Source organism: Arthrobacter sp. TJ-58 (genome assembly GCF_058269295.1).
In genome coordinates this window covers 544,213-568,938 of record NZ_JBZCNM010000001.1, presented here as the reverse complement: position 1 = coordinate 568,938, position 24,726 = coordinate 544,213, and the positions used below count along the sequence as shown (strand labels likewise).

At 66.3% G+C, this 24,726-nt stretch carries 23 protein-coding genes and 1 pseudogene; 16 read left to right on the top strand and 8 right to left on the bottom strand.

Annotation, left to right across the window (positions count from 1 at the left end; translation table 11 throughout):
• Positions 1-114: 114 nt before the first annotated feature.
• From AC4D2W_RS02675 to AC4D2W_RS02665, 3 genes are read right to left on the bottom strand one after another with little or no spacing between them, the layout of a single operon-like run.
• Entirely contained in the window at positions 115-1,266 is a 1,152-nt protein-coding gene (locus tag AC4D2W_RS02675) for an acetyl-CoA C-acetyltransferase (protein ID WP_490925366.1), read from the bottom strand.
• A gap of 13 nt (positions 1,267-1,279) precedes the next feature.
• A complete protein-coding gene (locus tag AC4D2W_RS02670) occupies positions 1,280-2,083 on the bottom strand; it encodes an SDR family oxidoreductase (protein WP_490925365.1) in 804 nt (267 codons plus the stop codon).
• Positions 2,080-3,249, bottom strand: a complete 1,170-nt coding sequence (locus tag AC4D2W_RS02665; protein ID WP_490925364.1) for an acyl-CoA dehydrogenase family protein — start codon at positions 3,247-3,249, stop codon at positions 2,080-2,082. The genes AC4D2W_RS02670 and AC4D2W_RS02665 overlap by 4 nt, the downstream gene beginning before the upstream one ends.
• A gap of 120 nt (positions 3,250-3,369) precedes the next feature.
• Between AC4D2W_RS02665 and AC4D2W_RS02660 the strand changes: the two genes are divergently transcribed.
• From AC4D2W_RS02660 to AC4D2W_RS02635, 6 genes are read left to right on the top strand one after another with little or no spacing between them, the layout of a single operon-like run.
• Positions 3,370-4,227 carry an enoyl-CoA hydratase gene (locus AC4D2W_RS02660; RefSeq protein WP_490925363.1) on the top strand — a complete coding sequence of 286 codons (858 nt, stop codon included), beginning with the start codon at positions 3,370-3,372 and terminating at the stop codon, positions 4,225-4,227.
• Positions 4,224-5,402: an acyl-CoA dehydrogenase family protein gene (locus AC4D2W_RS02655; RefSeq protein ID WP_490925362.1), complete on the top strand. Its 1,179-nt coding sequence runs from the start codon at positions 4,224-4,226 to the stop codon at positions 5,400-5,402. Before AC4D2W_RS02660 ends, AC4D2W_RS02655 begins: the two co-directional genes overlap by 4 nt.
• Positions 5,399-6,394 carry an acyl-CoA dehydrogenase family protein gene (locus AC4D2W_RS02650; protein ID WP_490925361.1) on the top strand — a complete coding sequence of 332 codons (996 nt, stop codon included), beginning with the start codon at positions 5,399-5,401 and terminating at the stop codon, positions 6,392-6,394. Before AC4D2W_RS02655 ends, AC4D2W_RS02650 begins: the two co-directional genes overlap by 4 nt.
• Positions 6,395-6,401: 7 nt before the next feature.
• Entirely contained in the window at positions 6,402-7,547 is a 1,146-nt protein-coding gene (locus tag AC4D2W_RS02645; RefSeq protein WP_490925360.1) for an acyl-CoA dehydrogenase family protein, read from the top strand.
• A gap of 49 nt (positions 7,548-7,596) precedes the next feature.
• Complete coding sequence (locus tag AC4D2W_RS02640) at positions 7,597-8,460, top strand: CoA transferase subunit A (protein ID WP_490925359.1); 864 nt, start codon at positions 7,597-7,599, stop codon at positions 8,458-8,460.
• 2 nt (positions 8,461-8,462) lie between these two features.
• A complete protein-coding gene (locus tag AC4D2W_RS02635) occupies positions 8,463-9,218 on the top strand; it encodes a CoA-transferase subunit beta (RefSeq protein ID WP_490925358.1) in 756 nt (251 codons plus the stop codon).
• Between the two features lie 13 nt (positions 9,219-9,231).
• Here the strand turns inward: AC4D2W_RS02635 and AC4D2W_RS02630 are convergent, their stop codons facing one another.
• Complete coding sequence (locus AC4D2W_RS02630) at positions 9,232-9,849, bottom strand: TetR/AcrR family transcriptional regulator (RefSeq protein ID WP_490925357.1); 618 nt, start codon at positions 9,847-9,849, stop codon at positions 9,232-9,234.
• A 119-nt stretch (positions 9,850-9,968) separates the two neighbouring features.
• On the opposite strand from AC4D2W_RS02630, the gene AC4D2W_RS02625 reads away from it, so the two are divergent.
• Positions 9,969-11,621: an AMP-binding protein gene (locus AC4D2W_RS02625; RefSeq protein WP_490925356.1), complete on the top strand. Its 1,653-nt coding sequence runs from the start codon at positions 9,969-9,971 to the stop codon at positions 11,619-11,621.
• Positions 11,622-11,773: 152 nt separating this feature from the next.
• Entirely contained in the window at positions 11,774-13,324 is a 1,551-nt protein-coding gene (locus AC4D2W_RS02620; protein WP_490925355.1) for a DHA2 family efflux MFS transporter permease subunit, read from the top strand.
• 43 nt (positions 13,325-13,367) lie between these two features.
• Here the strand turns inward: AC4D2W_RS02620 and AC4D2W_RS02615 are convergent, their stop codons facing one another.
• Both AC4D2W_RS02615 and AC4D2W_RS02610 read right to left on the bottom strand, forming a co-directional pair.
• Positions 13,368-14,588: an acetyl-CoA C-acetyltransferase gene (locus AC4D2W_RS02615; RefSeq protein ID WP_490925354.1), complete on the bottom strand. Its 1,221-nt coding sequence runs from the start codon at positions 14,586-14,588 to the stop codon at positions 13,368-13,370.
• Positions 14,588-15,400: an SDR family oxidoreductase gene (locus AC4D2W_RS02610; RefSeq protein ID WP_490925353.1), complete on the bottom strand. Its 813-nt coding sequence runs from the start codon at positions 15,398-15,400 to the stop codon at positions 14,588-14,590. Before AC4D2W_RS02610 ends, AC4D2W_RS02615 begins: the two co-directional genes overlap by 1 nt.
• A 112-nt stretch (positions 15,401-15,512) precedes the next feature.
• Here AC4D2W_RS02610 and AC4D2W_RS02605 point away from each other — a divergent pair, with 112 nt between their 5' ends.
• Positions 15,513-15,953, top strand: a complete 441-nt coding sequence (locus AC4D2W_RS02605) for an acyl-CoA thioesterase (protein ID WP_490925352.1) — start codon at positions 15,513-15,515, stop codon at positions 15,951-15,953.
• A 270-nt stretch (positions 15,954-16,223) separates the two neighbouring features.
• On the opposite strand, the pseudogene AC4D2W_RS02600 reads toward AC4D2W_RS02605, so the two are convergent.
• Both AC4D2W_RS02600 and AC4D2W_RS02595 read right to left on the bottom strand, forming a co-directional pair.
• Positions 16,224-17,000: pseudogene (locus AC4D2W_RS02600) on the bottom strand (MBL fold metallo-hydrolase); the annotation flags it as partial.
• Entirely contained in the window at positions 16,997-17,791 is a 795-nt protein-coding gene (locus AC4D2W_RS02595; RefSeq protein ID WP_490925351.1) for a hypothetical protein, read from the bottom strand. The pseudogene AC4D2W_RS02600 and the gene AC4D2W_RS02595, both read right to left, overlap by 4 nt.
• A 176-nt stretch (positions 17,792-17,967) precedes the next feature.
• Between AC4D2W_RS02595 and AC4D2W_RS02590 the strand changes: the two genes are divergently transcribed.
• Genes AC4D2W_RS02590 through AC4D2W_RS02560 form a run of 7 tightly spaced genes read left to right on the top strand, consistent with a single transcriptional unit; the run spans position 17,968 to position 24,645 of the window.
• A complete protein-coding gene (locus AC4D2W_RS02590) occupies positions 17,968-19,659 on the top strand; it encodes an AMP-binding protein (protein WP_490925350.1) in 1,692 nt (563 codons plus the stop codon).
• Positions 19,659-20,246, top strand: coding sequence for an FAS1-like dehydratase domain-containing protein (locus tag AC4D2W_RS02585; protein ID WP_490925349.1), 588 nt, complete (start codon positions 19,659-19,661; stop codon positions 20,244-20,246). The genes AC4D2W_RS02590 and AC4D2W_RS02585 overlap by 1 nt, the downstream gene beginning before the upstream one ends.
• Positions 20,243-20,719, top strand: coding sequence for a Zn-ribbon domain-containing OB-fold protein (locus tag AC4D2W_RS02580; protein ID WP_490925348.1), 477 nt, complete (start codon positions 20,243-20,245; stop codon positions 20,717-20,719). Before AC4D2W_RS02585 ends, AC4D2W_RS02580 begins: the two co-directional genes overlap by 4 nt.
• Positions 20,716-21,135, top strand: a complete 420-nt coding sequence (locus tag AC4D2W_RS02575) for a hotdog family protein (RefSeq protein ID WP_490925347.1) — start codon at positions 20,716-20,718, stop codon at positions 21,133-21,135. The genes AC4D2W_RS02580 and AC4D2W_RS02575 overlap by 4 nt, the downstream gene beginning before the upstream one ends.
• Positions 21,132-22,310 (top strand): lipid-transfer protein, encoded by a 1,179-nt coding sequence (locus AC4D2W_RS02570; RefSeq protein WP_490925346.1) that lies wholly within the window; start codon positions 21,132-21,134, stop codon positions 22,308-22,310. Before AC4D2W_RS02575 ends, AC4D2W_RS02570 begins: the two co-directional genes overlap by 4 nt.
• A 15-nt stretch (positions 22,311-22,325) precedes the next feature.
• Entirely contained in the window at positions 22,326-23,543 is a 1,218-nt protein-coding gene (locus tag AC4D2W_RS02565; protein WP_490925345.1) for an acyl-CoA dehydrogenase family protein, read from the top strand.
• Positions 23,524-24,645 (top strand): acyl-CoA dehydrogenase family protein, encoded by a 1,122-nt coding sequence (locus AC4D2W_RS02560; protein WP_490925344.1) that lies wholly within the window; start codon positions 23,524-23,526, stop codon positions 24,643-24,645. Before AC4D2W_RS02565 ends, AC4D2W_RS02560 begins: the two co-directional genes overlap by 20 nt.
• The last annotated feature ends 81 nt before the right edge of the window (positions 24,646-24,726 follow it).

Here is a 24,726-nt window from a genome sequence, read left to right as displayed (position 1 = left end):
CAAACGGAAGCCCCGGGAAAGAATCAATACAAAAGGGAGGGGGCGCAGCAGCCGATCCGGCTGCTGCGCCCCTCCCCTGTCCGTTTTGCTGCTCTGTCTGTTTTGCTGCTCAGTTCACAGCCGCTCGATGATGGTGACGTTGGCCTGGCCGCCGCCCTCGCACATCACCTGCAGCCCGAACCGTCCGCCGGTGCGCTCCAGTTCGTTGAGCAGCGTGGCCATGATGCGCGTGCCGGTGGCTCCGATGGGATGCCCGAGGGCGATGCCGCCGCCGTTGACGTTGATCTTTTCCTGGTCGATGCCCAGTTCCTGCGACCAGGCCAGCACCACGGAGGCAAAGGCTTCATTGCACTCGAAGAGGTCAATGTCAGAGACCTTCATGCCGGCCCGCTCCAATGCGTAATCGGTGGCGCGGATCGGCCCGGTGAGCATCCAGACCGGGTCGTCGGCCCGGACCGAAATATGGTGGATGCGGGCCCGCGGCGTCAGCGAATGCGTCTCCAGAGCAGCTTCCGAAGCAACCAGCAGGGCGCTGGCCGCATCAGTGATCTGCGAAGCCACCGCGGCGGTAATCCGGCCGCCTTCGGTCAGGACCGGAAGGGTGGCCATCTTTTCCAGTGAGGTGCCCCGGCGCGGTCCCTCATCCCGGGACAGTCCGGCAATCGGAACAATTTCACGGGCAAAGCGCCCCTCATCGGTGGCCGCGATCGCCCGCAGGTGGCTCTGCAGCGCAAACTCCTCCATCGCCTCACGCGAGATGTTCCACTTTTCCGCGATCATCTCGGCCGAACGGAACTGCGAGACCTCCTGCGTTCCGTAGCGTGCCACCCATCCGGGGGACTGCGCAAAGGGCGTGGTGAATCCGTACTGTTCGCCAAGCGTCATGGCTGCCGAGATGGGGATGGCGGACATGTTCTGCACTCCCCCGGCAACAATCAGGTCCGCGGTTCCGGACATGACTCCCTGGGCGGCGAAATGCACGGCCTGCTGGCTTGATCCGCACTGCCGGTCAATGGTGACGCCGGGGACATGGTCCGGCATTCCGGCCACCAGCCAGGCGGTCCGGGCGATGTCACCGGCCTGCGATCCCAAGGTATCGGTACAGCCGAAGATAACGTCGTCAACGGCTCCCGGGTCGATTCCGGTGCGTGCCACCAGCGAGGAAATGACGGAGGCGCCGAGGTCTGCGGAGTGGATGCCGGCCAGGGATCCGCCCCTGCGCCCGCCGGGCGTACGGACTGCGTCAACAATGTATGCGGTACTCATGCGGTTATTCCCCTTAGGCCTGTTGGCTGCTGACGGACACAACTTCGCCCGTCATGTATGACGAGTAACCGCTGGCGAGGAACACCATGACATTGGCGATTTCCCACGGCTCCGCCGCACGGCCAAAGGCCTCGCGGGACGTGAGCTGCTCCAGCAGTTCCTCGGAGGTGACCTTCGCCAGGAACGGATGCATGGCCAGGCTCGGTGAGACTGCGTTGACCCGGATTCCATGCGGTGCCAGGTCGAGGGCGGCGGAACGGGTGAGCGCCATGACCCCGGCCTTGGCAGCGGCGTAGTGGGCCTGCCCTTCCTGGGCGCGCCAGCCGATCACCGAGGCGTTGTTGATAATCACGCCCCTGACTTCATTGCGCACCATGCGCCGCGCCGCTGCACGCACACTGCGGAAGGTGCCGTTCAGGGTGACATCCAGGACCTTGGACCACTGTTCGTCAGACATCTCCAGGATGGAAACGGTGCCGCCCAGCCCGGCGTTGTTGATCATCACGTCCACGCCGCCGGCATCTTCGGCAACGTCCAGCAGGGCTTCAATCTGTTCTTCCACGGTGACGTCGCAGACCGCCCAGCGGACGCGTTCGGCTCCGAACTCGGCACCGAGCTCGGCTGCGGATGATTCCAACCGGCCGGCGTGCGTGTCGCCCAACACCACCAGGGCTGCGCCTTCTTCCAGGCAGCGGCGGGCCGCCGCTGCGCCGATTCCGGCACCGGCGGCGGCGGTGACGACGACGCGGCGTCCGGTCAGCAGCCCGTGGCCGGCAACGTAGGCGGGAACGGGTTGTGCAACGCGTGCTTCAATCATGCGCGTGCCTCCTTAGGCAGGCCGAGCACACGCTCGGCAATAACGTTTCGTTGGATTTCGTCCGAGCCGCCGTACAGGGTGTCCGCCCGGCTGAACAGGAAAAGGGTCTGGAGCGCGTCCAGTTCATAGGGCTCGCGGGCAACGGTGAGGCCTGCGGGTCCGGCGACGGCCATGGCCAGTTCGCCGAGCGATCTGTGCCACGGCGCCCAGAGCAGCTTGGTGATCGAGGCTTCGATGCCCTGCTCCCCGCTGAGCGTGCGCAGCCCGTGCAGGCGCAGCATCTCCAGCCCCATCCGGGCCGAAACAATCCGGTCCTGAATGATCGGATCATCAATGGCACCGTTGCTGCGGGCCAGTTCGACGACGGAATCCAGTTCCTGCTGGAACGCAATCTGCTGTGCCAGGGTGGACACGCCGCGTTCAAGACCCAGGGTTCCCATCGCCACGGACCAGCCGGCACCGGGTTCTCCGACCACGAGATCCCGGTCGGTGACGGCGCCGTCGAAGAACACTTCATTGAATTCCGAGGTGCCGGTCAGCTGCAGGATCGGGCGGATCTCCACGCCGGGCTGGTTCATCGGCACCAGCAGGTAGGAGAGCCCGTTGTGCTTGCGCGGCCCTGACCCCGTGCGGGCAATAACAAAGCACCAGTTCGCGTGGTGCGCGAGTGAGGTCCAGACCTTCTGTCCGTCAATGACCCACCGGCCGTCCTCAAGCCGGGCCTTGGTGGAGACGTTGGCCAGGTCCGACCCGGCGCCGGGCTCGGAATAGCCCTGGCACCAGAGATCCTCCACGGCCACAATGCGCGGCAGGAAACGCTCCTGCTGCTCCTTGGTGCCGAAGGCAATCAGGGTTGGCCCGAGCAGTTCCTCCCCGAGATGGTTAACGCGTGCCGGTGCCTCCGCCCTGGCGTACTCCTCGTGGAAGATCACCTGCTGCAGCAGGCTCAGGCCGCGTCCGCCGTATTCCCGGGGCCAGCCCACGCAGCTCCAGCCGTGCGCCGCCAGATGCCGGTTCCACTCGAGGCGCTCCTCGAAAGCTTCGTGCTCCCGCCCGGACCCGCCGAGTCCGCGCAGCTGCGCAAATTTCCCGACGAGATTGGCTTCCAGCCACTCTCGGATCTCCCGACGAAACTCGTCGTCCTCCGCTGAAAAGATCAGATCCACGAAACACCTTTCATCGGCCACCGCCATTGGTCATAAAGTCGAGCTTCGCCTATGCTAGCAAAACAAGCACTTGTTTGGTGAAGTGTGTCACAGGTGGAAGTGTCTCAGGGAGGAGCCACGATGAAGAAGGACGATTCCGACGAAGTTGTAACCTACGAGGTGCGCGGATCCGTCGCCGTCGTGCGGCTGAACCGGCCCGAATACCGCAACGCACAGAACTCGAAGGTCACTTACGCACTGGACGCAGCGTTCACCGCAGCGGTGGAGGACGATGCCGTAAAGGTGATCGTGCTCGCCGGCAACGGAAAGCACTTCTCGGCCGGACATGACATCGGCTCCCCTGAACGGGACATCGACCAGAGCTTCGAGCGCAAGGCAGTGATGTGGTGGGACCACGTGGGCGCGTCCGGCGTCGACTCCCGTTTTGCCCGTGAATCCGAGGTGTACCTGGGCATGTGCCGCCGCTGGCGGGAGATTCCCAAACCCATGATTGCCATGGTTCAGGGTGCCTGCATTGCCGGCGGGCTGATGCTGGCCTGGTCCTGTGATTTCATCGTGGCCAGCGAGGATGCCTTCTTCTCCGACCCGGTGGTCCGCATGGGCATTCCGGGCGTGGAGTACTTCGCCCACCCCTGGGTGATGAACCCCCGCGCCGCCAAGGAGTTCCTCTTCACCGGGGACCGCTTCACCGCGCAGCGCGCCCATGACCTGGGCATGGTCAACCATGTGGTGCCGCGCGGGGAACTCGAGGACACGGTGATGGCCATGGCCGAACGCATCAGTGCCATGCCGCGGCTGGGGCTGGCGCTGGCTAAGAAGGCCGTCAACCAGTCGGAGGATCTGCAGGGCATGCGCGCCGGAATGGACTCCGTCTTCGGACTGCACCACGCGGCCCACGCCCACAACGCGGAGGTCGGCGCGGACTCGCTGGCCGGGATGAACATTCAGGGCATGCGAAGCGCGGCGGTGGCCAAGTGAACCTCGACCTGACCGAAGACCACCAGGCCTTCGCGGCCGAAGCGCGTGCCTGGCTTGCCGAAAACGTCCCGTCCGCGCCGCTGCCGTCCATGGATACCGAAGCGGGTTTCGCCGCCCACCGCGAGTGGGAAGCCCGCCTGGCGGAAGGCCGCTGGTCGGCCGTTGCCTGGCCGGAGGAATTCGGTGGCCGCAGCGCCGGCCTCGTGGAATGGGTGCTCTTTGAGGAGGAGTACTACCGTTCCGGTGCACCCACGCGCGTGGCCCAGAACGGCATCTCGCTGCTGGCCCCCATCCTTTTTGAACACGGTACTGATGACCAGCGCAGCCGGTATCTGCGGGCGATGACAGACGGTTCCCTGATCTGGGCGCAGGCCTGGTCCGAACCCGGCGCCGGCAGCGACCTTGCCTCCATCCGCAGTACCGCCCGCCGGGACGACGAGCGCGGCGGCTGGCTGCTCAGCGGCCAGAAGACCTGGAGCTCGCGCGCCGTGTGGGCCGACCGCGGCTTCGGCCTGTTCCGCAGCGACCCCGCCGCCCAGCGACACCGCGGCCTCACCTACTTCCTGTTTCCGATGGATGCCCCGGGCCTGACGGTGCGTCCCATCGCCCAGCTGGATGGTTCCACCGGTTTCGCCGAACTGTTCTTCGAGGATGTCTTTGTTCCCGATGCGGACGTCCTCGGAGCACCGGGCGACGGGTGGCGCGTCGCCATGAGCACCGCCGGAAACGAACGCGGCCTCTCACTGCGGGCACCGGGCCGGTTCTGCGCCGCCGCGGAACGGCTGATCGACCTTTGGGCCACGCAGTCGCACGAGGATCCGTTTGCCCAGGACGCCGTCGTCGACGCCTGGATCAAGTCCGAGGCCTACCGCCTGTACACCTGGGGCACCGTGAGCACGCTGCAGGACGGCGGGGACCTCGGCGCCGAAGGCAGCGTCAACAAGGTGTTCTGGTCGGAACTGGACATTGCGCTGCACGAGACCGCGCTGACCCTGCTCGGTCCCGCAGCCGAACTGCGCGGGGCGCCCGGCGCAGCCGGCGGTCGGTGGATGGATGACTACCTGTTCTCCATTGCCGGGCCCATCTATGCCGGCACCAACGAAATCCAGCGCAACATCATCGCAGAACGTCTACTCGGCCTCCCCCGCGGCGGCGACGGCAGGAGAGTGTCTTGAAATTCGTACTGAGTGAAGAACAGCAGTCGCTGGCCGGTGCCCTCGACGAAATCATCGAAAGCGCCGGCGGAACCAAGGTGGCACGGACCTGGGCGGAGGGGAACACCGAACCCGGCCTTGCACTGTGGAACCAGCTCGCCGAGCTGGGCCTGTTCGGCCTGTGCGTGGCGGAGGACGACGGCGGCATGGGCGGCACCGCCGTGGACCTCGCCGTTGCCTTTGAACGGCTGGGCTATCACGCAGTTCCCGGACCCTACATTGAAAGCGCGGCGCTGCTGCCTGACCTGGTGGACTCCAGCGTGCTCGGCGGCATCCTGGACGGAACGCTGATTGCCACGGCTGCCGTGCAGGACCTGGTTCCGTACGCGCTCGACGCCGCAGCCAGCAGCCGCTGCTTCATCCTCGGCTCCGATTCCCTGTCCGGGGCATCCGCCGGGCCCGGCACCGCCTCCGTGGACCGGACCCGGACACTGAGCGAACTCACCGCCGTCGGCGACCCCGAACCGCTGGAACCGGAGCAAAGCGCGCTGGCCGTGGACCGGGCAACGCTGGCCTGCTCGGCAATGCTGCTCGGGGCCGGAGAGCGGCTCCTGGAAGAAGCGGTCAGCTACGCCAAGATGCGCGAGCAGTTTGGCCGCGCCATCGGCGAATATCAGGCCCTCAAGCACCAGCTCGCCGATGTGCGGATTGCCCTCACCTTTGCACGCCCGCTGATGTACGGCGCAGCCCTGGATCTCGGCGGGCCCGACGGCGCCCGCAGCGTATCTGCAGCCAAGGTGGCCGCCGGCGATGCCGCGGCCCTCGCGGCACGGGTGGCGCTGCAGGTCCACGGCGCCATCGGTTACACCGAGGAACACGATCTGGGACTGTGGATCACCCGCGTCCGCGCACTGCTCGGTGTCTGGGGAACTCCCCGCCACCACCGGTCCCGCATTGCCTCCCTTCTGCTCTCCCCCGCCGCACCCCCGTCCGCTGAACTCTCCCACCACTGAGGACACCATGGATTTCTCACTGACCGATGAGCAGAATGAGCTCGTCAAAACCGTCCGCGCCGTGCTGAGCCGTCACGCCTCCTCCGCTGCGGTGCGCAGCGCCGCCGGGTCGGAGGCGGGTTACGACGCCGGTCTTTGGCGCACCCTGGCCGAAGAGGTGGGCGTGGCCTCCCTCGCCGTGCCGGAGGAATACGGCGGAGCCGGATTCACCTGGTTCGAAACCGGATTGGTCCTGGAAGCACTCGGATACAACCTTGCACCCAGCCCCCTGCTGGCCTCCGGGGTGCTGGCCGCAGCTGCCATCCTGGAGGCAGATGATGACGCGGCCCGGGAACGGCTGCTTCCGGGCCTCGCGGAAGGCAGCAGCATCGCCACCCTGGCCTGGGCGGATGAGCGCGGCGCCTGGAGCACCACGCGCTCAGGCATCGTTGCCACCGCTGAAGCCGCCGATGCCGGTGGGCAGTGGACGCTGAACGGAACGGCAACCCTGGTGCTCGACGGTGTCAGCGCCGATACGCTGATCGCCGTTGCGGCTACCGCCGAGGGGGTGGGCCTGTTCGAAGTACTGGATCCTGCGGCGGTCCAGCGGGTGAACACTCCCGCCGTCGACACGACCATCCGGTTCGCAGCACTGACCTTCAATCAGGTTCCGGCCCGGGCCCTCCGGCTCGATGCCGAGAGGTCGCTGGAGAAGATTCGCGACATCGCCATCGTGGCAGTGAGCTGCCTGCAGGTGGGGACGGCGCAGCGCGGACTGGACATGAGCGTTGAATACTCCAAGCAGCGCGTGCAGTTCGGCCGGGCCATCGGCTCCTTCCAGGCGCTGAAACACCGGATGGCGGACATGCTCGTGCAGGTGGAAACAGCCCGCACCACTGCCTGGGCCGCGGCATGGTCTGCCGGAACAGATGCCGCCGATCTGCCGGAGCGGGCGGCATCGGCAGCCGCCTGGTGCGCGGATGCCCTGGAAGCCGTCGCCGCCGAAACGGTGCAGATCCACGGCGGCATCGCGATCACCTGGGAGCACGACGCACAGCTCATCTTCAAGCGGGCCCATTCCACCGGCCAGCTGTTCGGCTCGGCCCGGGACCACCGCCGCCGCCTGGGCATGATGCTGGGGATCATCCCCAGCAGGCAGGCCGTGCTAGTCTGACAGCCAAACAAGCGCTAGGTTTCGCAATGATGCGGGAAAAGAGGAGCGGATGCCCAACAAGAGAATCGGACTTACTGAGGCGGTTTCGTCCATCGAGTCGGGAATGACCATCGGCATCGGCGGATGGGGGTCTCGCCGCAAGCCCATGGCTGCCGTCCGGGAGCTGCTGCGCAGCGACGTCACCGACCTCACCGTCGTCGCCTTCGGCGGTCCGGATGTTGGCCTGCTCGTGGCCGCCGGCAAGGTGCGCAAGCTGATCTACGGCTTCGTCTCGCTGGACAGCATTCCCCTGGACCCGCTCTTCACCGCGGCGCGCGAACGCGGCGATCTGGAAATCAACGAATACGACGAGGGTATGTTCGTGACCGGCCTGCGGGCCGCGGCGCAGCGCCTCTCCTTCCTGCCCACCGTGGCCGGAATCGGCTCCGACGTCGTGGCCGCCAATCCGCACCTGAAAACGGTGGCCTCCCCGTACTCGGACGACGAGTACCTCGCGGTCCCCGCCATTGAGCTGGACGTTGCCCTGATCCACGTCAACCGGGCGGACAGCGGCGGCAACGCCCAGTTCCTCGGTCCGGACCCCTACTTTGACGATCTGTTCGCAATGGCAGCCAAGCGCACCTTTGTGACCACCGAACGGATTGTCGAAACGGACGCCCTGCTGGATGAGGGCTCGTTCCACACCCTGATGCTCAGCCGCATGTACGTCACCGGCGTCATCGAGACCCCGCGCGGCGCGCACTTCACCACCTGCGAGCCGGACTACGGCCGGGACGAGGCGTTCCAGCGGCACTACGCCAGCTCGGCAAAGGACCCCGAGACCTGGCGGAAGTTCGTCGCCGAGTTCCTCAGCGGTGACGAGGCAGGCTACCAGGACGCCGTTGCCCGATTCCATGCCGTACAGGAGAAATAGAAATGACCGCAGAAGCCACCATCGCAGAAATCTGCATCGCGGCATGCTCCGACACCTACCGGGAGTCCGGAGAGCTTCTCGCCCACGCCGTCGGGACTATTCCCACCATCGGAGCCCGCCTGGCCAAACTCACCCATTCACCGGACCTCGTGCTGAGCGACGGCGAGGCTTTCATGATGAGCGAGCCGCCGCCCCTGGGAAAGGCCGCCGCCGCCGGCGGAGTGATCGAGGGCTGGGCACCGTTCAGCCGCATCTTTGACATAGTGGCCACCGGCCGGCGCCAGAGCATGATGGGTGCCAGCCAGATTGACCGCTACGGCAACCAGAACATCTCACTGATCGGCGACTGGAACAAGCCCAAGCGCCAGCTCATCGGGGTGCGCGGCGCTCCCGGCAACACCGCCAATCACCGCGTGGACTACTGGGTCTCCCGACACAGCACGCGCCTGTTTGTGGAGACGGTGGACATGGTCTCCGGCGTCGGCAATGACCGTGCGCGGGCTGCAGGACAGGTGCTGCGGTTCCATCACCTTGGGGTCATCGTCACCAACCTGGCGGTGCTGGGCTACGACGACGGCCGGGTGACCGTCCTGTCCATCCATCCGGGCGTGGACCCGCAGGCGGTGGCGGACAACACGGGCTTCCACCTGGACGTCGGGGGTGCTCCGCTGACGCGCGTCCCCACGGACGAGGAGCTGCGCCTGATCCGCGAGGTCCTGGATCCCCGCGGGGCCAGGACCCGCGAAGTCGCGAACTAGCCCTTCTCTCCGGTCAGTCCTGCAGGAGCCCGGAATGGATCAGTTTCAGGAAGTTGCGGCCGGCACTTTCAGCAGAGTGCCGGCCGCCGGGGCGGAACCAGCGCACCGTGGACCAGACGCCGTCGCGGATGAAGCGGTACGTCATGGCGGAGTCAAGGTCGGCGCGGAAGACACCCTCGCGCTGGCCTTCCTGGATCACGTCCTGCCAGATCGTTTCAATCCGGGCGCCTTCCTCGGCGACAAACTCGAAGCCGGGAAGGTTGGCCAGAAACGCCGCCTCATTCTGGTAAATGCCAACGGCATCCGGTTCTTTCTCGATGGTGAGAAATGCAGTCCGGACGAGTTCGTCAAAGACGTGCCGCGGCCCGCCGCCGGCGGCGGCAATCTCCTCCGACCGCTGCCGCAGTCCGCCCTGGAAGGACCGCAGGATTTCCTCCAGGATCGCTTCCTTGGAGGAGAAGTGATGGTAGAGGCTGCCCGAGAGAATGCCCGCTTCATCGGCAATGTCACGCACCGTCGTCGCGGAGTATCCGCGGGTGGCTATCAGGCGGGCGGCAATGGCCAGCAGTTGTTCCCGCCGGTCGGGACCCTGCTCGCCGGCACCGGATTCCGGTTTTTTGCGCGTTGCCATCATTTCTCCTCATGTACGAATTCACCCAAGCATTTGCTCAATTCTCCCGTATTTTAGGCACGTTAATGTATTAGCCGCGCCATTGCGTTTTTTGTCACATGGAATGAAAGGATTCCTCGATGCATCTTTCTGACGCTCGGACCATTCCCCAGCTGCTTGCCGACATGGCGAGGCTCGGCGACCACCCCGCCGTGGTCTCCGGTGACACCGCCGTTTCCTATGGTGAACTCAGCGGACGGATCGGCGAGGCCGGGCGCGCCTACCTGGCACACGGCGTAGGCCCCGGCGACAGGGTGGGCCTCTGGGCCCCCAACCGCCTGGAATTCATTCTCGCCATGCTGGGTGCGCAGTCGATCGGAGCGGCGGTGGTGCCCCTGAATACCCGCTACACGGGCCATGAGGCGGCCATGATCCTGCGGCGCTCCGGCGCGTCGGTGCTCGTGGTTGCCGACGAATTCCTGGGCCGGCAGCCGCTGGACGCAGTGCGCACCGCGGCCGGGGACCGCGACGGCGACTGCGACAGCGACCACGACGGCGGTGGGCATGAGGCGCCTGCCGTTCCGGTGCCCGGCCTGCCTGCGGTGCGGCTTGTCGTACGGCTGGACGGCACAGCGGACGAGCCCGGCGAAAGCACCTGGAAGTCCTTCCTCGCCGCCGGTGCCGGCGAGGAGGAACGCTTCACGGCAGCCTCCTCCGCCGTGCATCCCGACGACGTCGTCGACATCCTGTACACCTCCGGAACCACCGGCCTGCCCAAGGGGGTCATGAGTGCGCATCGGCAGACACTGGGCGTTGCCCGGGCCTGGGCAGCGGGTGCGGAGCTGTCCGCCGAGGACCGGTACGCCGTCGTCAACCCGTTCTTCCACGGCTTCGGTTACAAAGCGGGCGTGATCGCCGCGCTCCTGGCCGGGGCAACAGTCTATCCGGTGGAGACCTTCGATGCTTCGGCGCTGCTGGATCTGGTCCAGAAAGAGCGCATCAGCGTCCTGCCCGGCGTGCCCACCATCTTCACCTCGCTGCTGAACCACCCGAACCTGAAGACCTACGACACCTCATCCCTGCGTTTCGCCATTGCGGGCGCGGCAACGGCACCGGAGTCACTGTTCCGGGACATGTCGGAAGTGCTCGGTTTTCGAACCGTGGCGCAGGCGTACGGCATGACCGAATGCGTGGTGGCAACACTGTCCCGGCCCGGCGAGTCCCTGGAGCATGCAAAGCAGACCACGGGACCGGCAGTCGACGGCGTCGAAATCCGCGTGGCCGATGCAGCCGGGAACGACCTGCCTGTCGGTGAAGACGGCGAAATCCTGCTCCGCGGCGACAACGTCATGCTGGGGTATTTCGATGACCCCGAGGCCACGGCCAACGCCGTGGATGACCAGGGCTGGTTCCACACCGGCGACATTGGCCGGCTGGACGAGCACGGCTGCCTGAAAATCACCGACCGGTTGAAGGACATGTTCATTGTGGGCGGGTTTAACGTCTACCCGGCGGAAATCGAAAACGTGCTCCGCCAGCATCCGGCCGTGAACGAATCCGCGGTGGTGGGCATTGACGACCTGCGCATGGGATCGGTGGGCCGTGCCTACGTTGCCCTGCTGCAGGATGCAGATCCGAGACCCACGGCGGATGATCTCCTGGCCTTCTGCAAAACCCGCCTGGCCAACTACAAGCTGCCGCGCGAATACGTGATCGTCAACGACTTTCCCCGCAACGGCACGGGCAAAATCATGAAGTCGGAACTGCGGGGCCTGGAACCGGGCGCCGGCTGAGCGCCGGCGGGGATCGCAGCTAAGAAACTGGGCGGCTCACTGGAACCCCGGCTACCGGCGACGGGTTTGTTCGGCCGCAGATGAGGTACACAATGGACTCCGGATCCCTCGGGTCCCCTACCTACTTCTCTCGGAAACGGCAGTTACACATTTTGAGCAACCTCAAACCCGGCGCTTTCCAGCCGGACACCATCAAGCCCTGGCCCGCCCTCTGGTCCCTGGTCATCGGTTTCTTCATGATCCTGGTGGACTCCACCATCGTTAATATCGCCACCCCGGCCATCATGGAGGACCTGGGTGCCGGCCTGGACCAGGTCATCTGGGTGATCAGCGCTTACCTGCTGGCCTACGCGGTGCCGCTGCTGATCACGGGACGGCTGGGCGACCGCTTTGGCCCGCGCCGGGTCTACCTGATCGGACTGGTGGTCTTCACCCTGTCCAGCCTCTGGTGTGGCTTCGCGCACAGCGTGGACGCCCTTATCGTGGCGCGTGTCTTCCAGGGTTTCGGTGCGGCGCTGATGACCCCGCAGACCATGTCCGTCATCACCCGCATCTTCCCGCCGGAAAAGCGCGGAACCGCACTGGGCCTCTGGGGCGCCACAGCCGGCGTCGCCACCCTGGTTGGCCCCATCCTGGGCGGCGTCCTGGTGGACGCGCTCGGCTGGGAATGGATCTTCTTCATTAACGTCCCCGTCGGCGTCGTCGGCTTCATCCTGGCCTACCGCCTGGTTCCGAAGCTCTCCACCGCCGTACACCGCTTCGACTACCTCGGCGTGCTGCTCAGCGCGGCGGGCATGTTCGCGCTGGTCTTCGGCATCCAGGAAGGCGAGAGCTACAACTGGGGCACCATCGCCGGACCCGTCTCCGTCTGGTCGCTGATCATCGCCGGCGTTGTCCTGCTGGCCCTGTTTGTCCTCTGGCAGCGCCTGAACCGCGCCGAACCGCTGCTTCCGCTGAAGCTCTTTCGGGACCGTAACTTCTCCCTGGCCAACATCTCCATCACCGGCATGGGCTTCGCGGTGACGGCCTTCTCCCTGCCCCTGATCCTCTTCGCCCAGAACGTGCGCGGTCTGAGCCCCACCCAGGCCGCCCTGCTGCTGGCCCCGATGGCGATTCTGTCCGGCGTCCTGGCGCCGATAGCCGGCAAAACCGTGCAGCGCGGCAACCCCAAGTTCATTGCCGTGTTCGGTTTCGCCGCCATGGCGGCGTCGCTGATCTGGCTCGGCGCCCTGCTCAGCCCGGATGTGCCGTACTGGCAGCTGGTCCTGCCGATGCTGCTGATGGGCCTGGCGAACGCCTGCATCTGGCCCTCCGTGTCACTGACCGCCACCCGCAACCTGGCGCCTGACGTCGCCGGCGCCGGGTCCGGCGTCTACAACACCACCCGCCAGTTCGGCGCAGTGATCGGCAGCAGCGCCATTGCCGCAGTCATGACGTCACGGCTGACCGCCCACCTGGGCGGCGCCGCGGCCGACGGCGGGACGGCACCGGCCGCGGGTGCCTTCCCGGAAGCGCTGAAGGCCGGGTACTCCGAGGCCATGGGCCAATCGCTGTACCTGCCTGCAGCGGTGATTATCGTGGCACTGCTGGCCTCACTGTTCTACGCCAAGCCGGCGCCGGAACTGACGTCCCGCGGCGCCGGCCGGGAACGCGCCAAAAACACCGGCACCGCGGCGGCCGCAGCCAAAAGCACGGCGGAGTAGGGTCAGGGCCGCAGCAGCGTTCGCGGCCCTGATTCCCTTTTCGTTAACTCAGCCGCTCCAGGACCATCGCCATGCCCTGCCCGCCGGCCACGCACATGGTTTCCACCGCAAACTGCTCGTCGCGCTCCTGCAGGGCATGGATGGCCGTGGTGGTCATGCGTGCACCGGTCATGCCGAACGGATGGCCCAGGGCAATGGCTCCGCCGTTGACGTTGACCTTGTCCGGGTCGATGCCGATGTCATCAATGGACGGCAGGACCTGGGCGGCAAAGGCTTCGTTGAGTTCCATGATGTCCATGTCGGAAATGGACATCTTCGCGTTGCCCAGGGCCCGGCGCACGGCTTCGACCGGGCCCAGTCCCATCAGTTCCGGCGTCAGGGCCGCAACCCCGGTGGAAACAATCCGTGCCAGCGGGGTCAGGCCCAGCTCAGCGGCGCGCCGGTCGCTCATAATCACCAGAGCGGCGGCGCCGTCGTTCAGGGGGCAGCAGTTGGCGGCCGTGACGGTGCCGTGCTCGCGGAACACCGGCTGCAAAGCGGAGAGCTTCTCGAGCGTGACGCCGGCACGCGGGCCGTCATCCTCGGAGACCACAGTCCCGTCGGCCAGGGTGACCGGCGTGATGTCTGTCTTCCAGAAACCGCGGGCCGCGGCCGCCTCGGCGCGGTTCTGGCTGCGCACCGCCCACTCGTCCTGTGCGGCACGGGAGACGCCGCGCAGCTGGGCAACGTTTTCCGCGGTGTCACCCATGGCAATGTAGATGTCCGGCAGCTCGCCGCGTTCGCGGGGATCGCTCCAGCGTGCCTCCGGGTCCTTGGCCTGGGCGGCGGTGCGGTTCATTGCATCGAAGTATGCCGGGTTCTTGGTGTCCGGCATGCCGTCGGATTTGCCGAGGCCAAAGCGGGACACGGTCTCCACTCCGGCGGAGATGAACACGTCGCCCTCGCCTGCCTTGATGGCGTGCAGCGCCATTCTTGTGGTCTGCAGCGAGGAGGAGCAGTACCGGTGCACGGTGGTTCCGGGAACGCTGTCCAGGCCAAGCTGCATGGCAACCATGCGGGCAATGTTGTAGCCCTGCTCCCCCGCCGGCTGCGCGCATCCCATCATCAGGTCCTCGATGCCGGCCGGATCCAGTCCGGGAACGGCGTCGAGTGCCGCACGGACCATCTGGGCTGCGAGGTCATCGCCGCGCATTCCGCGCAGCGAGCCCTTGTGGGCGCGGCCAATCGGCGAACGGACTGCAGAAACAATTACCGCTTCGGTCATCAGTGTGCTCCTTCTGGTTCTGTGAGGTTCAGTACATCTGCGTTGGGAGTGTGCGCCAGGAAGGCCGGCCACTCGCCGCCGCCGTCTACGTCCAGGACGGCACCGGTGATGTGGCTGGAGAGCGGCGACGCCAGCATGACGACGGCGTCTCCGATCTCCCGGGGATCGGCCAGCTTTCCGCGGGGAATCGTTGCCGCCACCCGGGCATAGCTTTCAGCGTCGCCGTAATGCTCCGCGGCGCCTTCAGTGGCCACGAGCCCGCAGCTGACGGCGTTGACCCGGATGTGCGGCGCCCACTCCACCGCGAGGCTGCCGGTCAGGTTCTCCAGCGCTGCCTTTGCGGCACCGTAGACGGCTGTGCCCGGGCTGGGCCGGCGGGCACTGATGGAGGTGATGTTGACAATCGACCCGCCCTGCTCCTGGCCCATCATCACCGGGTGCACGGCGCTGACCACATGTGCGGCTGAGAGGAAGTTCAGTTCAGTGATGGCCCGCTGGTACCGTGCGGAACCGCTTTCGAAACGGCCGAAGGGCGATCCGCCGGCATTGTTGACGGCCACGTCAATGCGCCCACGGCGCTCGACGACGTCGGCCACCCAGCCTCGCACCTGCTCGTCGTCGCGCACGTCCAGGCGGCTGAAGTGCACCGAGGGTGATGCAGGCCCGGGGAACTTCGGATCCGGCTCTGACCTGCCGCAGGTTTCCACCACGGCGCCGGCCGCGACGAAGGCGTCCACAATGCCGGCACCCACGCCGCGGGCGCCTCCTGTGACAAGTACGACCCATCCTGTGAGATCGATTGTGATCGACATTGGTTTCCTGCCCTCTTCTCGCAACGGTGCGGATGGTTTACCGTACCAAACAAGTGCTTGTTTGTCGCATGGTGATACGGTCTGACCCCACAAGGTCAGGGAGGACGGAAAAATGGCAGGTATTTCGGAAACGACGACGGGTGAACACCCGCCGCTGCTGCATGAGCACACCCGGCGGCTGAGCTACGCGGACACCGATCCGGCCGGGATTCTCTACTACGCGGCCTGGTTCCCCCGCATGGAAGCGCTGCTAACGGAATGGCTGTTCCTGCAGGACCTGCGTCAGGACACCCTCCTGGCGAGATTTGGCTGGTGGACCGTCTCACGGGCAACGCACTGCGACTACCTCGCCGCCGCCCGCCTCTTCGATGAGATCACCATCGAACTAAGGCTGGGCGAGATCGGCACATCCTCGGTGCGCTTCGACTTCGACATGCGGCGCCGTGCCGATGAGACCCTGGTGGCCACAGCCTCCACTTGGCTGGTTACGGTGTCCGCGGACCAGCGCCCCGTCCGCATCCCCGGGATCCTGCGCCAGTGCCTTGCCGGCTGACCCCTGATGATCCGCCAGCAGTTTCTCCAGCCGGCCGCTGCGCGCCAACTCCAGGTGCATCTCGGTCTGGCGGAGGGCCGAGTACAGGAAGAAGCCCTCAAGCCGGTCCCGGCCCGGAGTCCAGTGAAGGCGCTGCGCGTACTCCCACACCGGGGCGTTCCCCAGCTCCGGCAGCAGGTCCGCCACGGAACGGGTGCGGCGCAGGTGGTGGGCTGCTATATCTTCTGCGCGCGCGGACAAACCGCGGAAACGGTACTCGTGGCCGGGCAGGACCTCGTAGTCGTTCCACCGCCCCATCCTCTGCAGCGATGCCAGGAAATCAGGAAGCGGGTCGGCATCGGGAAGGGCACCGAGCCCCACGCCGGAGTAGATCTGCGGCAGGACGTGGTCACCGCCGTACATGACCTGCCGGTCATTGTCCACGAAACACAGATGCCCTCCGGTGTGGCCGGGCGTCGCCAACGGCAGCAGACGGTGGCCGCCCAGGTCCAGCGTTTGACCATCCTCGAGCAAAATGTCCGGTTCAACATCAGCAAACATTGGTGCCCGCCTGAAGGAGGCCTCCAGCTCTTCCCGGCGCTCCGCCGGAACACCCCATTCCTTCAGGACCCGCGCATAAGCCTCCCTGTCGCGCCGCCACGGACCCAGCTGATGAGCCAGCACCTCACGTTCGGCCCGGGAGAAGGCAATTTGCGCACCGGTCATGTTCCGGAGCCGGTCAGCGATGCCGAGGTGGTCCGGATGATGATGCGTGGCGATGATCGTGGAGAGCTGTTCGAGCGGCAGGCCGATTGACTGCAGGGACGCGACGAGGGCAGCCAGGTTTTCCGCCGAGTCCCAGCCCGGGTCCAGAAGGTGGAACGCCTTGCCGGAGATCAGAACGTAGGTGAGCGTATAGCTGACGCCTCCTCCGGGGATGGGCGCGGCGATGGCCCAGACATCCCGTGCCACCGGCTCCGGCTCCGGCAGCCGCCCGGCCCGCAGGGCAGCATGCTGGGCCGCGCTGGTGGGCCGGACACCTTCACTGCTGATTCTGCCCGCGGTCATGACTGCTCCCAAGGATTGATGCTGCACAGCGAAGCGGAAAACAGCACCTCTCCGACACTCTTCGGCGCCGCGGGGTCAGCGTTGATACTGTGTTCGGCAGCCCGGATGGCTTCGCCGGTGAATACCGGATCACCGTCCAAATACAGCAGGCGGATGCGCAGTCCGCCCGGAGGTTCCTCCATCACCCCGCTGAACGGCAGCGTGCCGTGCTGCTGGGGGTGGCTGAAGGAAAAAGTCCAGGCTCCGGCCACTCCGCTGACGTCGAGCAGCTCCGGAATCAGCCGGGTATCCTCCCACGCAAAGCAGTCGTGAGTCCGGCGCCCGTGCGGGTCCGCATAGCGCGTCAGGGTGAGGTGCAGGCCGCGGTTGGGGCGGTAGGGCAGCACATCCGGTCCCACCAGGACCCGAGACGCCGCATAGCCCTTCACCGGACGGAAGAATGCCAGCAGCGGGCGCCGAACACCCGGAATGATGGGGCCGCGGCCCCACTGGAAAGAGGCTTCACCGAGGCGGTCCCACGCCGCGACGCTCTCCCGGACAGGATCTCGAAACCAGTACATCGCGACGTAGTCCGCGGCGCTGACCGGTGATTTCCCCGCCGGCTCCTGCGGGAATTCCGGCGCAGGCCCGGAGTCCCCTTCCCGGACCCGGGCCCATCTGTCGCCCCAGGCCACGCCGGGCAGGGCGAGGTTCTCCGGCAGATGGTCCAGCTGGTGCCAGCGGTTGTAGGCCTCGTGCGAGGAGGGATCGGTGAGTTCAACGAACGAAAAAAATGCCAGGTCGGCGAGCATCGGCTTCCCTCTGTAGCGAGCACATGTTTGGTCAGGCTAGCAGGGCGCCCGCCGCCGTGAAGCCGCTGGCTGCCGGTCGCCGTCGTCCGAATTCCACCCAGTGGGACCAACCTCAAGCGCCGTGAAACTTCGCCTAGCGTAAACCGGAACGAGCAGTGACAAATGGAGAGGATGCCGTGCGAACGTACGCAGAAGTGGTTCGAAGCCGCGCACAGGACGAGCATGTCGGCCTTCGTTTTGAGGGGCGGAGCTGGACCTGGGCCGAGGTTGTCGCGGAGGCTTCGGCAAGGGCAGACATTCTGGACGGGATGGAGCCCGGTGCCGGCCGCAGCCAGATCCACGTAGGTATCCTGCTGCAGAACACGCCGGACTTTGTCTTCTGGCTCCTGGCGGCAGCGCTGAGCGGCGACGTAGCCGTGGGCATCAATCCCACCCGGCGCGGCAGCGAACTCACCCACGACATGGCGCACGCCGACTGCGACCTTCTCATCAGCGAACCTCTGTATCTGGAGGCGGAAGACCGCCCGGAGCTGCCGCTGCCGGCCGGCCGTATCTTCGACGTCGAGTCCAAAGACTACGCTCGGCTGGTTGCCGCCCATGCCGGCGCTCCCCTGCCGGCCGAACTTCCCGATCCCGCCTCGCTGTATCTGCTCCTGTTCAGCTCCGGTTCCACCGGAGCCCCCAAAGCAGTGATTTGCACGCAGGGCCGCCTTGGCGCCCTCACCCTGACCATGAAGGACCGCATTTCACTGCACCGCGGGTCGGTCAGTTACCTGCACCTGCCGCTGTTCCACGGCCACTCCATCATGATGAACCTCGCCACCGCCGCCGAAGTCGGTGCCACGGTGGTCATGGTCCGGAAGTTCTCCGCCAGCCGTTTTTCCCGAGACATCCGCGAACACGGCGTCACCTTCCTCAACTATGTGGGACGCGTGCTCAGCTATGTGCTCGCCCAGCCCGAGGACCCGGCCGACGGCAAGAACTCCCTGGAGGTCGCCTTCGGTTCGGAGGCATCCCCGGCCGAAGCCGAGGCCTTCCGCAAACGGTTCAACTGCGAACTGCGGGAAGGATTTGGTTCCAGCGAGGGAATTGTCCGCATTGTCCCGGTGCCGGGGGCGCCGTCGGACTCTCTGGGGCTTCCCGCTTCCGGGATGACGGTGGAGATCCGCTCGGACGACGGCGCCGAGTGCCCGCGGGCCCGGTTCGACTCCGGCCGCCGGCTGCTCAACGCGGAGGAAGCCATCGGAGAGATCGTGGTGGTGGGAGCCGGCCCGCGCTTTGAGGGTTACTACAACAATCCCGGGGCGATGGCGGACCGCCTGCGTTTTGGCGGGGAGGACTTCTGGACCGGCGACCTCGCGTACCGGGACGAGGACGGGTACTTCTACTTCGCCGGACGCACCTCCGATTGGCTCCGTGTCGACGGCGAGAATTTCTCCACCGCTCCCGTCGAACGGATCATTTCGGCGTATCCGCCGGTATCCGGCGTCCATGCCTTCGCCGTTCCCGATCCGCAGACCGGCGACCGGCTGATGTGCGCCCTGGTCCTCCGCCCGGGTTGCAGCTTCGATCCGGAAGAATTTGCTGCCTTCCTCGACGCCCAGCCGGCCCTCGGCACCAAGTGGCGCCCCGCCTTCGTCCGCATCATCGACAAGGCTCCGGTCACCGCAAACGAAAAGATCGACAAGGCTCCGCTGCGCCGGACGGCGTGGGAGGCCGACGGCGTGTGGTGGGCGCAGGACCGCACCAGCCCGTTCCGGCCGCTCAGCGAAGAGCAGCGCGAGGACATCCGGGCGGAGTTTGTTGCCGCCGGACGTATCAATTCCCTCCCGGCCGCGTCGCAGGACCTCGTCGGGGCAGGTGTCTGATGACAACCACTGACAACTCGGATCGCGCCCTCAGCACCCTCAGCACCCTCAGCGCCGAGGAGCTCCAGCGCTTTGCCGGCACCGTTGCCGAACCTCCCCGCGTTGCCCGTTACGGGGTCTCGGAGGCGATGATCCGCAACTGGGCCGAAGCCCTCGATGACCGGAACCCTGTCTACGTTGACGGCGCCGCGGCACGGGAAAGGGGCCGCAGCGGCATCATCGCTCCCCCGGCCATGGTTTCCACCTGGGTCATGTCCGGGTACCGCCGTTGGCGCGACGTCCAGCGCGCCCGGGCTGAGGGCGTGGTGGAAGCCACCCCCTACGCAGAGCTGCTGTTCCTACTGGACCAGGCCGGATACACCTCAGTGGTTGCCACGCAGATGGAGCAGAACTATGAGCTGGAGCTGACCGTGGGCGTGGATATTACCTGCCACATCACGATCGATTCCGTCGTCGGGCCCAAGAAGACCGGACTCGGCGAGGGCTTTTTCATCACGCTCGGAAAACGCTATGAAGACGCCGAACAGCACACCGTTGCCACCGAGAAGTTCACGCTGCTGCGGTTCCGGCCCAAGGAGAACTCATGACAGCCCCAGATACTCAGACAGCGCCGGGCACGGCAGTTCCGCCGATCGTCCGAACGCAGGACAACGTGTTCTGGTTTGACGCCGCCGCCGAGGGCCGCCTGGTTGTCCAGCGCTGCACCGGCTGCGAAACGCTCCGCCATCCGCCGGCCCCCGCGTGCCCCCGGTGCCGCTCCTTCGAATGGGACTCGGTTGAATCTTCACGGCAGGGCACCCTCCACAGCTGGGCCGTGGTGCATCACCCCAAGGACCCTGCCTTCACCTACCCGCTGCTGGTGGGCCTTGTCGATCTGGATACCGGAACCCGTCTGGTGGCCGATTTCGAACCCACTGACCTGGCGGACCTTTCGACCGACTGCCCTGTGGAGGTGTATTTCGCCGAGCACGCCCACGGTGAGATGCTGCCCCGGCTGCGGCTCGCGCGGAACGGCCGGCAGGAAAACGTGGAACCGCAGCAAGGAGTGTCAGAAGCATGAACGGATTCACCCCCGGAGATCAGCTGCCCGAGCTCGACATTCCGGTTGACCGCAGCCTGATTGTCGCCGGAGCCATCGCTTCGCAGGACTTCGAAGACGTGCACCACGACCCGGGTGCGGCAGTTCGCCGCGGATCTCCGGACACCTTCATCAGCATCAATACGTCCAACGGCCTGGTGGGACGGTACATCACCGACTGGGCCGGGCCCGGCGCGCGGCTGCTGTCGGTTGCCCTCCGCCTCGGAATGCCCCTGTACCCCGGCGATGTCCTGCACCTCACCGGTGAGGTCCTGCACCCCGCGCGTGAAGCGCAGGACCAGGAGCCGGTCACCGTCAAGGTCACCGGCTCGCATGCCCGCGGCACCCATGTCACGGCAACCGTCAAGCTGGCCGTGCAGCAGGAGGCCGCAGCATGAGCGGCTTCCCCGGCAAAGCTGCCATCGCCGGCATCGGAGCCACCGAATTCTCCAAGGACTCCGGGCGCAGCGAGTGGCGGCTGGCCTGCGAAGCCGTGCTGGCGGCACTGGCCGATGCCCGGATCGGCGTGGAGGAAGTAGACGGCTTTTCCCTGTTTTCCATGGAAAACAATCCGGAAATTGCCGTGGCCCGGGCCCTTGGCATCCCGGAGCTGAAATTCTTCAGCCGCATTCCGCACGGCGGCGGCGGGGCCTGCGCACCGGTGCAGCAGGCGGCCATGGCCGTAGCCAGCGGAGTTGCCGACGTCGTCGTCGTTTACCGTGCCTTCAACGAACGCTCCGGCCACCGCTTTGGCTCCGGGCCCCCGCAGTTCGCCTACGCCAACACCACCGACCAGGAGTACCGCAACTGGATCAATCCGTACGGACTGCTGACGCCCGCGGCGCAGGAAGCGTTTCTGGCCCGGCGCTACATGCAGGAGTTCGGGGTGACCAGCGCCGACTTCGGCCAAATATCAGTGCTGTCCCGCAAACATGCGGCCAACAATCCGCGGGCCTGGTTCCACAACCGTCCCATCACCATCGAAGACCATCAGGCGTCGCGGATGATCGCTGATCCGCTGCGCCTGCTGGACTGCTGCCAGGAAACCGACGGCGGCCAGGCGCTGGTAATCGTCAGTGCCGAACGCGCCCGGGACCTGCCGCATCCGCCGGCCATCATCACCGCTGCGGCGCAGGGCGTGGGGCCGCAGCAGATCTCGATGAGCAGCTACTACCGCGAGAACATCGACGAGATGCCCGAGGTTGAGCTGGTGGCCCGGCAGCTGTGGCAGCAGGCCGGGCACGGACCCGAGGGCATTGACGCCGCCATCCTGTATGACGCCTTTACGCCCATGGTCCTGCTCCAGCTCGAAGAGTACGGCTTCTGCAAGCGCGGAGAAGCCAAGAACATGATTGCCGACGGCGCATTGGAACTTACCGGCACCCTGCCCATCAACACGCACGGCGGGCAGCTCGGCGAAGGCTACCTGCACGGCGTGAACGGCATCGCGGAGGGCGTACGGCTCATCCGCGGCACGTCGGTCAACCAGCCGCCCAAAGACCTTGCCAACGTGCTGGTCACCGGCGGTTCACCCGTGCCGCACAGCGCACTCATCCTTGCCACCGACCACTGAAGCCCAGGAGCGACAATGAACCCCGATCTTTCACCCGCATCGAAGCAGCTGCGCGCTGACCTGCGTGCCTACTTCGCCCGGACCATCAGCGCGGAGGATGCCCGCGACCTCGTGGAACAGACCGAAGGCGGCCCGACCTTCAGCCGGATCCTGAAGCAGATGGGCGCCGACGGCTGGCTGGGACTTGGCTGGCCCGTGGAATACGGCGGCCGCGGCGAGGATCCCGAGGCCCAGTTTGTGTTTTACGACGAAGTCATCCGGGCCAACGCTCCCCTGTCCCTGGTCAGCCTCAACACGGTGGCCCCCGCGCTGATGAAGTACGGCACGGCGGAGCAAAAAGCGTTCTTCCTGCCTCCGATCCTGGCCGGCGAGCTGATGTTTGCCATCGGTTACTCCGAGCCCGGTGCGGGCACCGACCTCGCCTCGCTGCGCACCACCGCGCGGATTGAAGGGGACGAGCTGGTCATCAACGGCAACAAGCTTTACACCAGCGCCGCCATTTTCGCGGACTGGATCTGGCTTGCCGTCCGCACGGATCCGGACGCACCGCGCCATAAGGGTATTTCCGTGGTCATGGTACCCACCACGGCCCCGGGATTCTCCGCCACCGAGATCCACACCGTGGGCGGCATCAGCACCGCCGCCACCTACTACGAGGACGTCCGGGTGCCGTTGAGCAACGTCGTCGGCGAACTCAACGAGGGCTGGCGGATGATCACCAACCAGCTCAACCACGAGCGCGTCGCACTGGCGGCCCGCGGCGGGATCGCCAACGAACTGTTCAGCCAGGTCCTGGAATGGGCGCGCACCGAACCCTACGGTTCCGGCCACGTCCTGGACCTACCGTGGGTGCGTTCCACCCTCGCTGAGGTGTACGCGCTGCTTTCGGCAACCGAGCTCGTGAACCTCCGGCTGGTGGCCGACGTCGCTGCCGGCACCCTGGGCGGCGGCGACGCAGCCGCAGCAAAGGTGATCGGAACGGAAAGCGTGGTGGAGGTGTACGGCAAGCTGCAGGAAGTGCTGGGGGTGGCCGGTCTCCTGCGGACCGGTTCCACGGGCGCCGCCATCAACGGCCGGGTGGAAACACTTGCCCGCCGCGCCCAGAACAACACCTTCGGCGGGGGCAGCAACGAGGTCCTTCGCGATCTGGTTGCCGCCAAGGCGCTGGGAATGACAGTTGCGGCACGCCGCCAGGAGAAGAAGGAAGAGACCAATGCAGTTCGAACTCGATGAGGACCTGCGCGAGGCAGCGCAGCTTGCAGGGGAAGTCTTTGCACAACTGGCCAGCACCGTGCGGGTCCGGGACGTGGAATCCCGGCAGGGCGGCCACGACGAGGAGCTGTGGGGCATCCTCGCTGAAACCGGAATCCTCGGGTTGGCCCTGCCGGAGGAACACGGCGGTTCCGGCCTGGGGATGCTGGGCCTCGTAGCGGTACTGGAGCAGCAGGGACGGCGGGTTGCCCCCGTTCCGTTTGCGGCCGCCGTCGCCATGGCCGCATTGCCCCTGGTGCGCTGGGGAACGCCCGCACAGCGGGACCGCTGGCTTCCCGGGTTCCTGGAGGGAAAGCACCTGATGGTGGGAGCCATTGATGCCGGCGTGGACGGTGACAACGCAGTCCGCGGCGAACGCGACGGCGAGGGCTGGCGGATCAGCGGCACATTGACGGCAGTGCCGGGTGCACTGCAGTCCGCTGCCCTGCTGGTTCCGGTGATGACGGACGGCGGCGTGATTGCCGTGCTCCTGCCGACGGACCGGGATGGCGTCCAGCGCGAGAGCGTTTCCATGACGAACCATGCAGCTGCCGCGGCGGTCACGCTCACTTCGGTGCAGGTCAGCGTGGACGAGGTTCTTCCGGGCGGCGGGGCGGCCATTGCGCAGGCCCGCATGCTGGGGCGGATTGCCCTGGCCGCCGTGCAGTCGGGGGTCTGCGAGGAAGCAATCGCCATCACCGCGGCGTACACCTCTGAGCGGATCCAGTTCAACCGCCCGCTCTCCGCCAATCAGGCAGTGTCGGCACGCGCAGCGGACGCGCATCTGGACGCCGAGCGCATCAAGCTCACCACCCGGCGGGCTGCCTGGCTCGTTGATCAGAACGACGACGGCGCGGAAGCGGCATCGCTTGTTGCCTCCTGGTGGGCGGCACACGGCGGGCTGCGCGTAGTACATGCCACCCAGCACCTGCACGGCGGCATGGGCGCGGACATTGACTACCCGATCCACCGATACTTCCTGTGGGGCCGCCAGAACGCATATTCGCTCGGCAGTGCGCCGGTGCTGATGGCCGAACTCGGATCAATGCTCGAGACGGTGCCTATGATCGGAACCCCGGCCTAATCTGGCTTAAGGTGCCGAGCGGCCCCGGAGAATTTCTTCCGGGCCGCTCAATTTACCGCTGACTTGATGGCAGTTGAATCG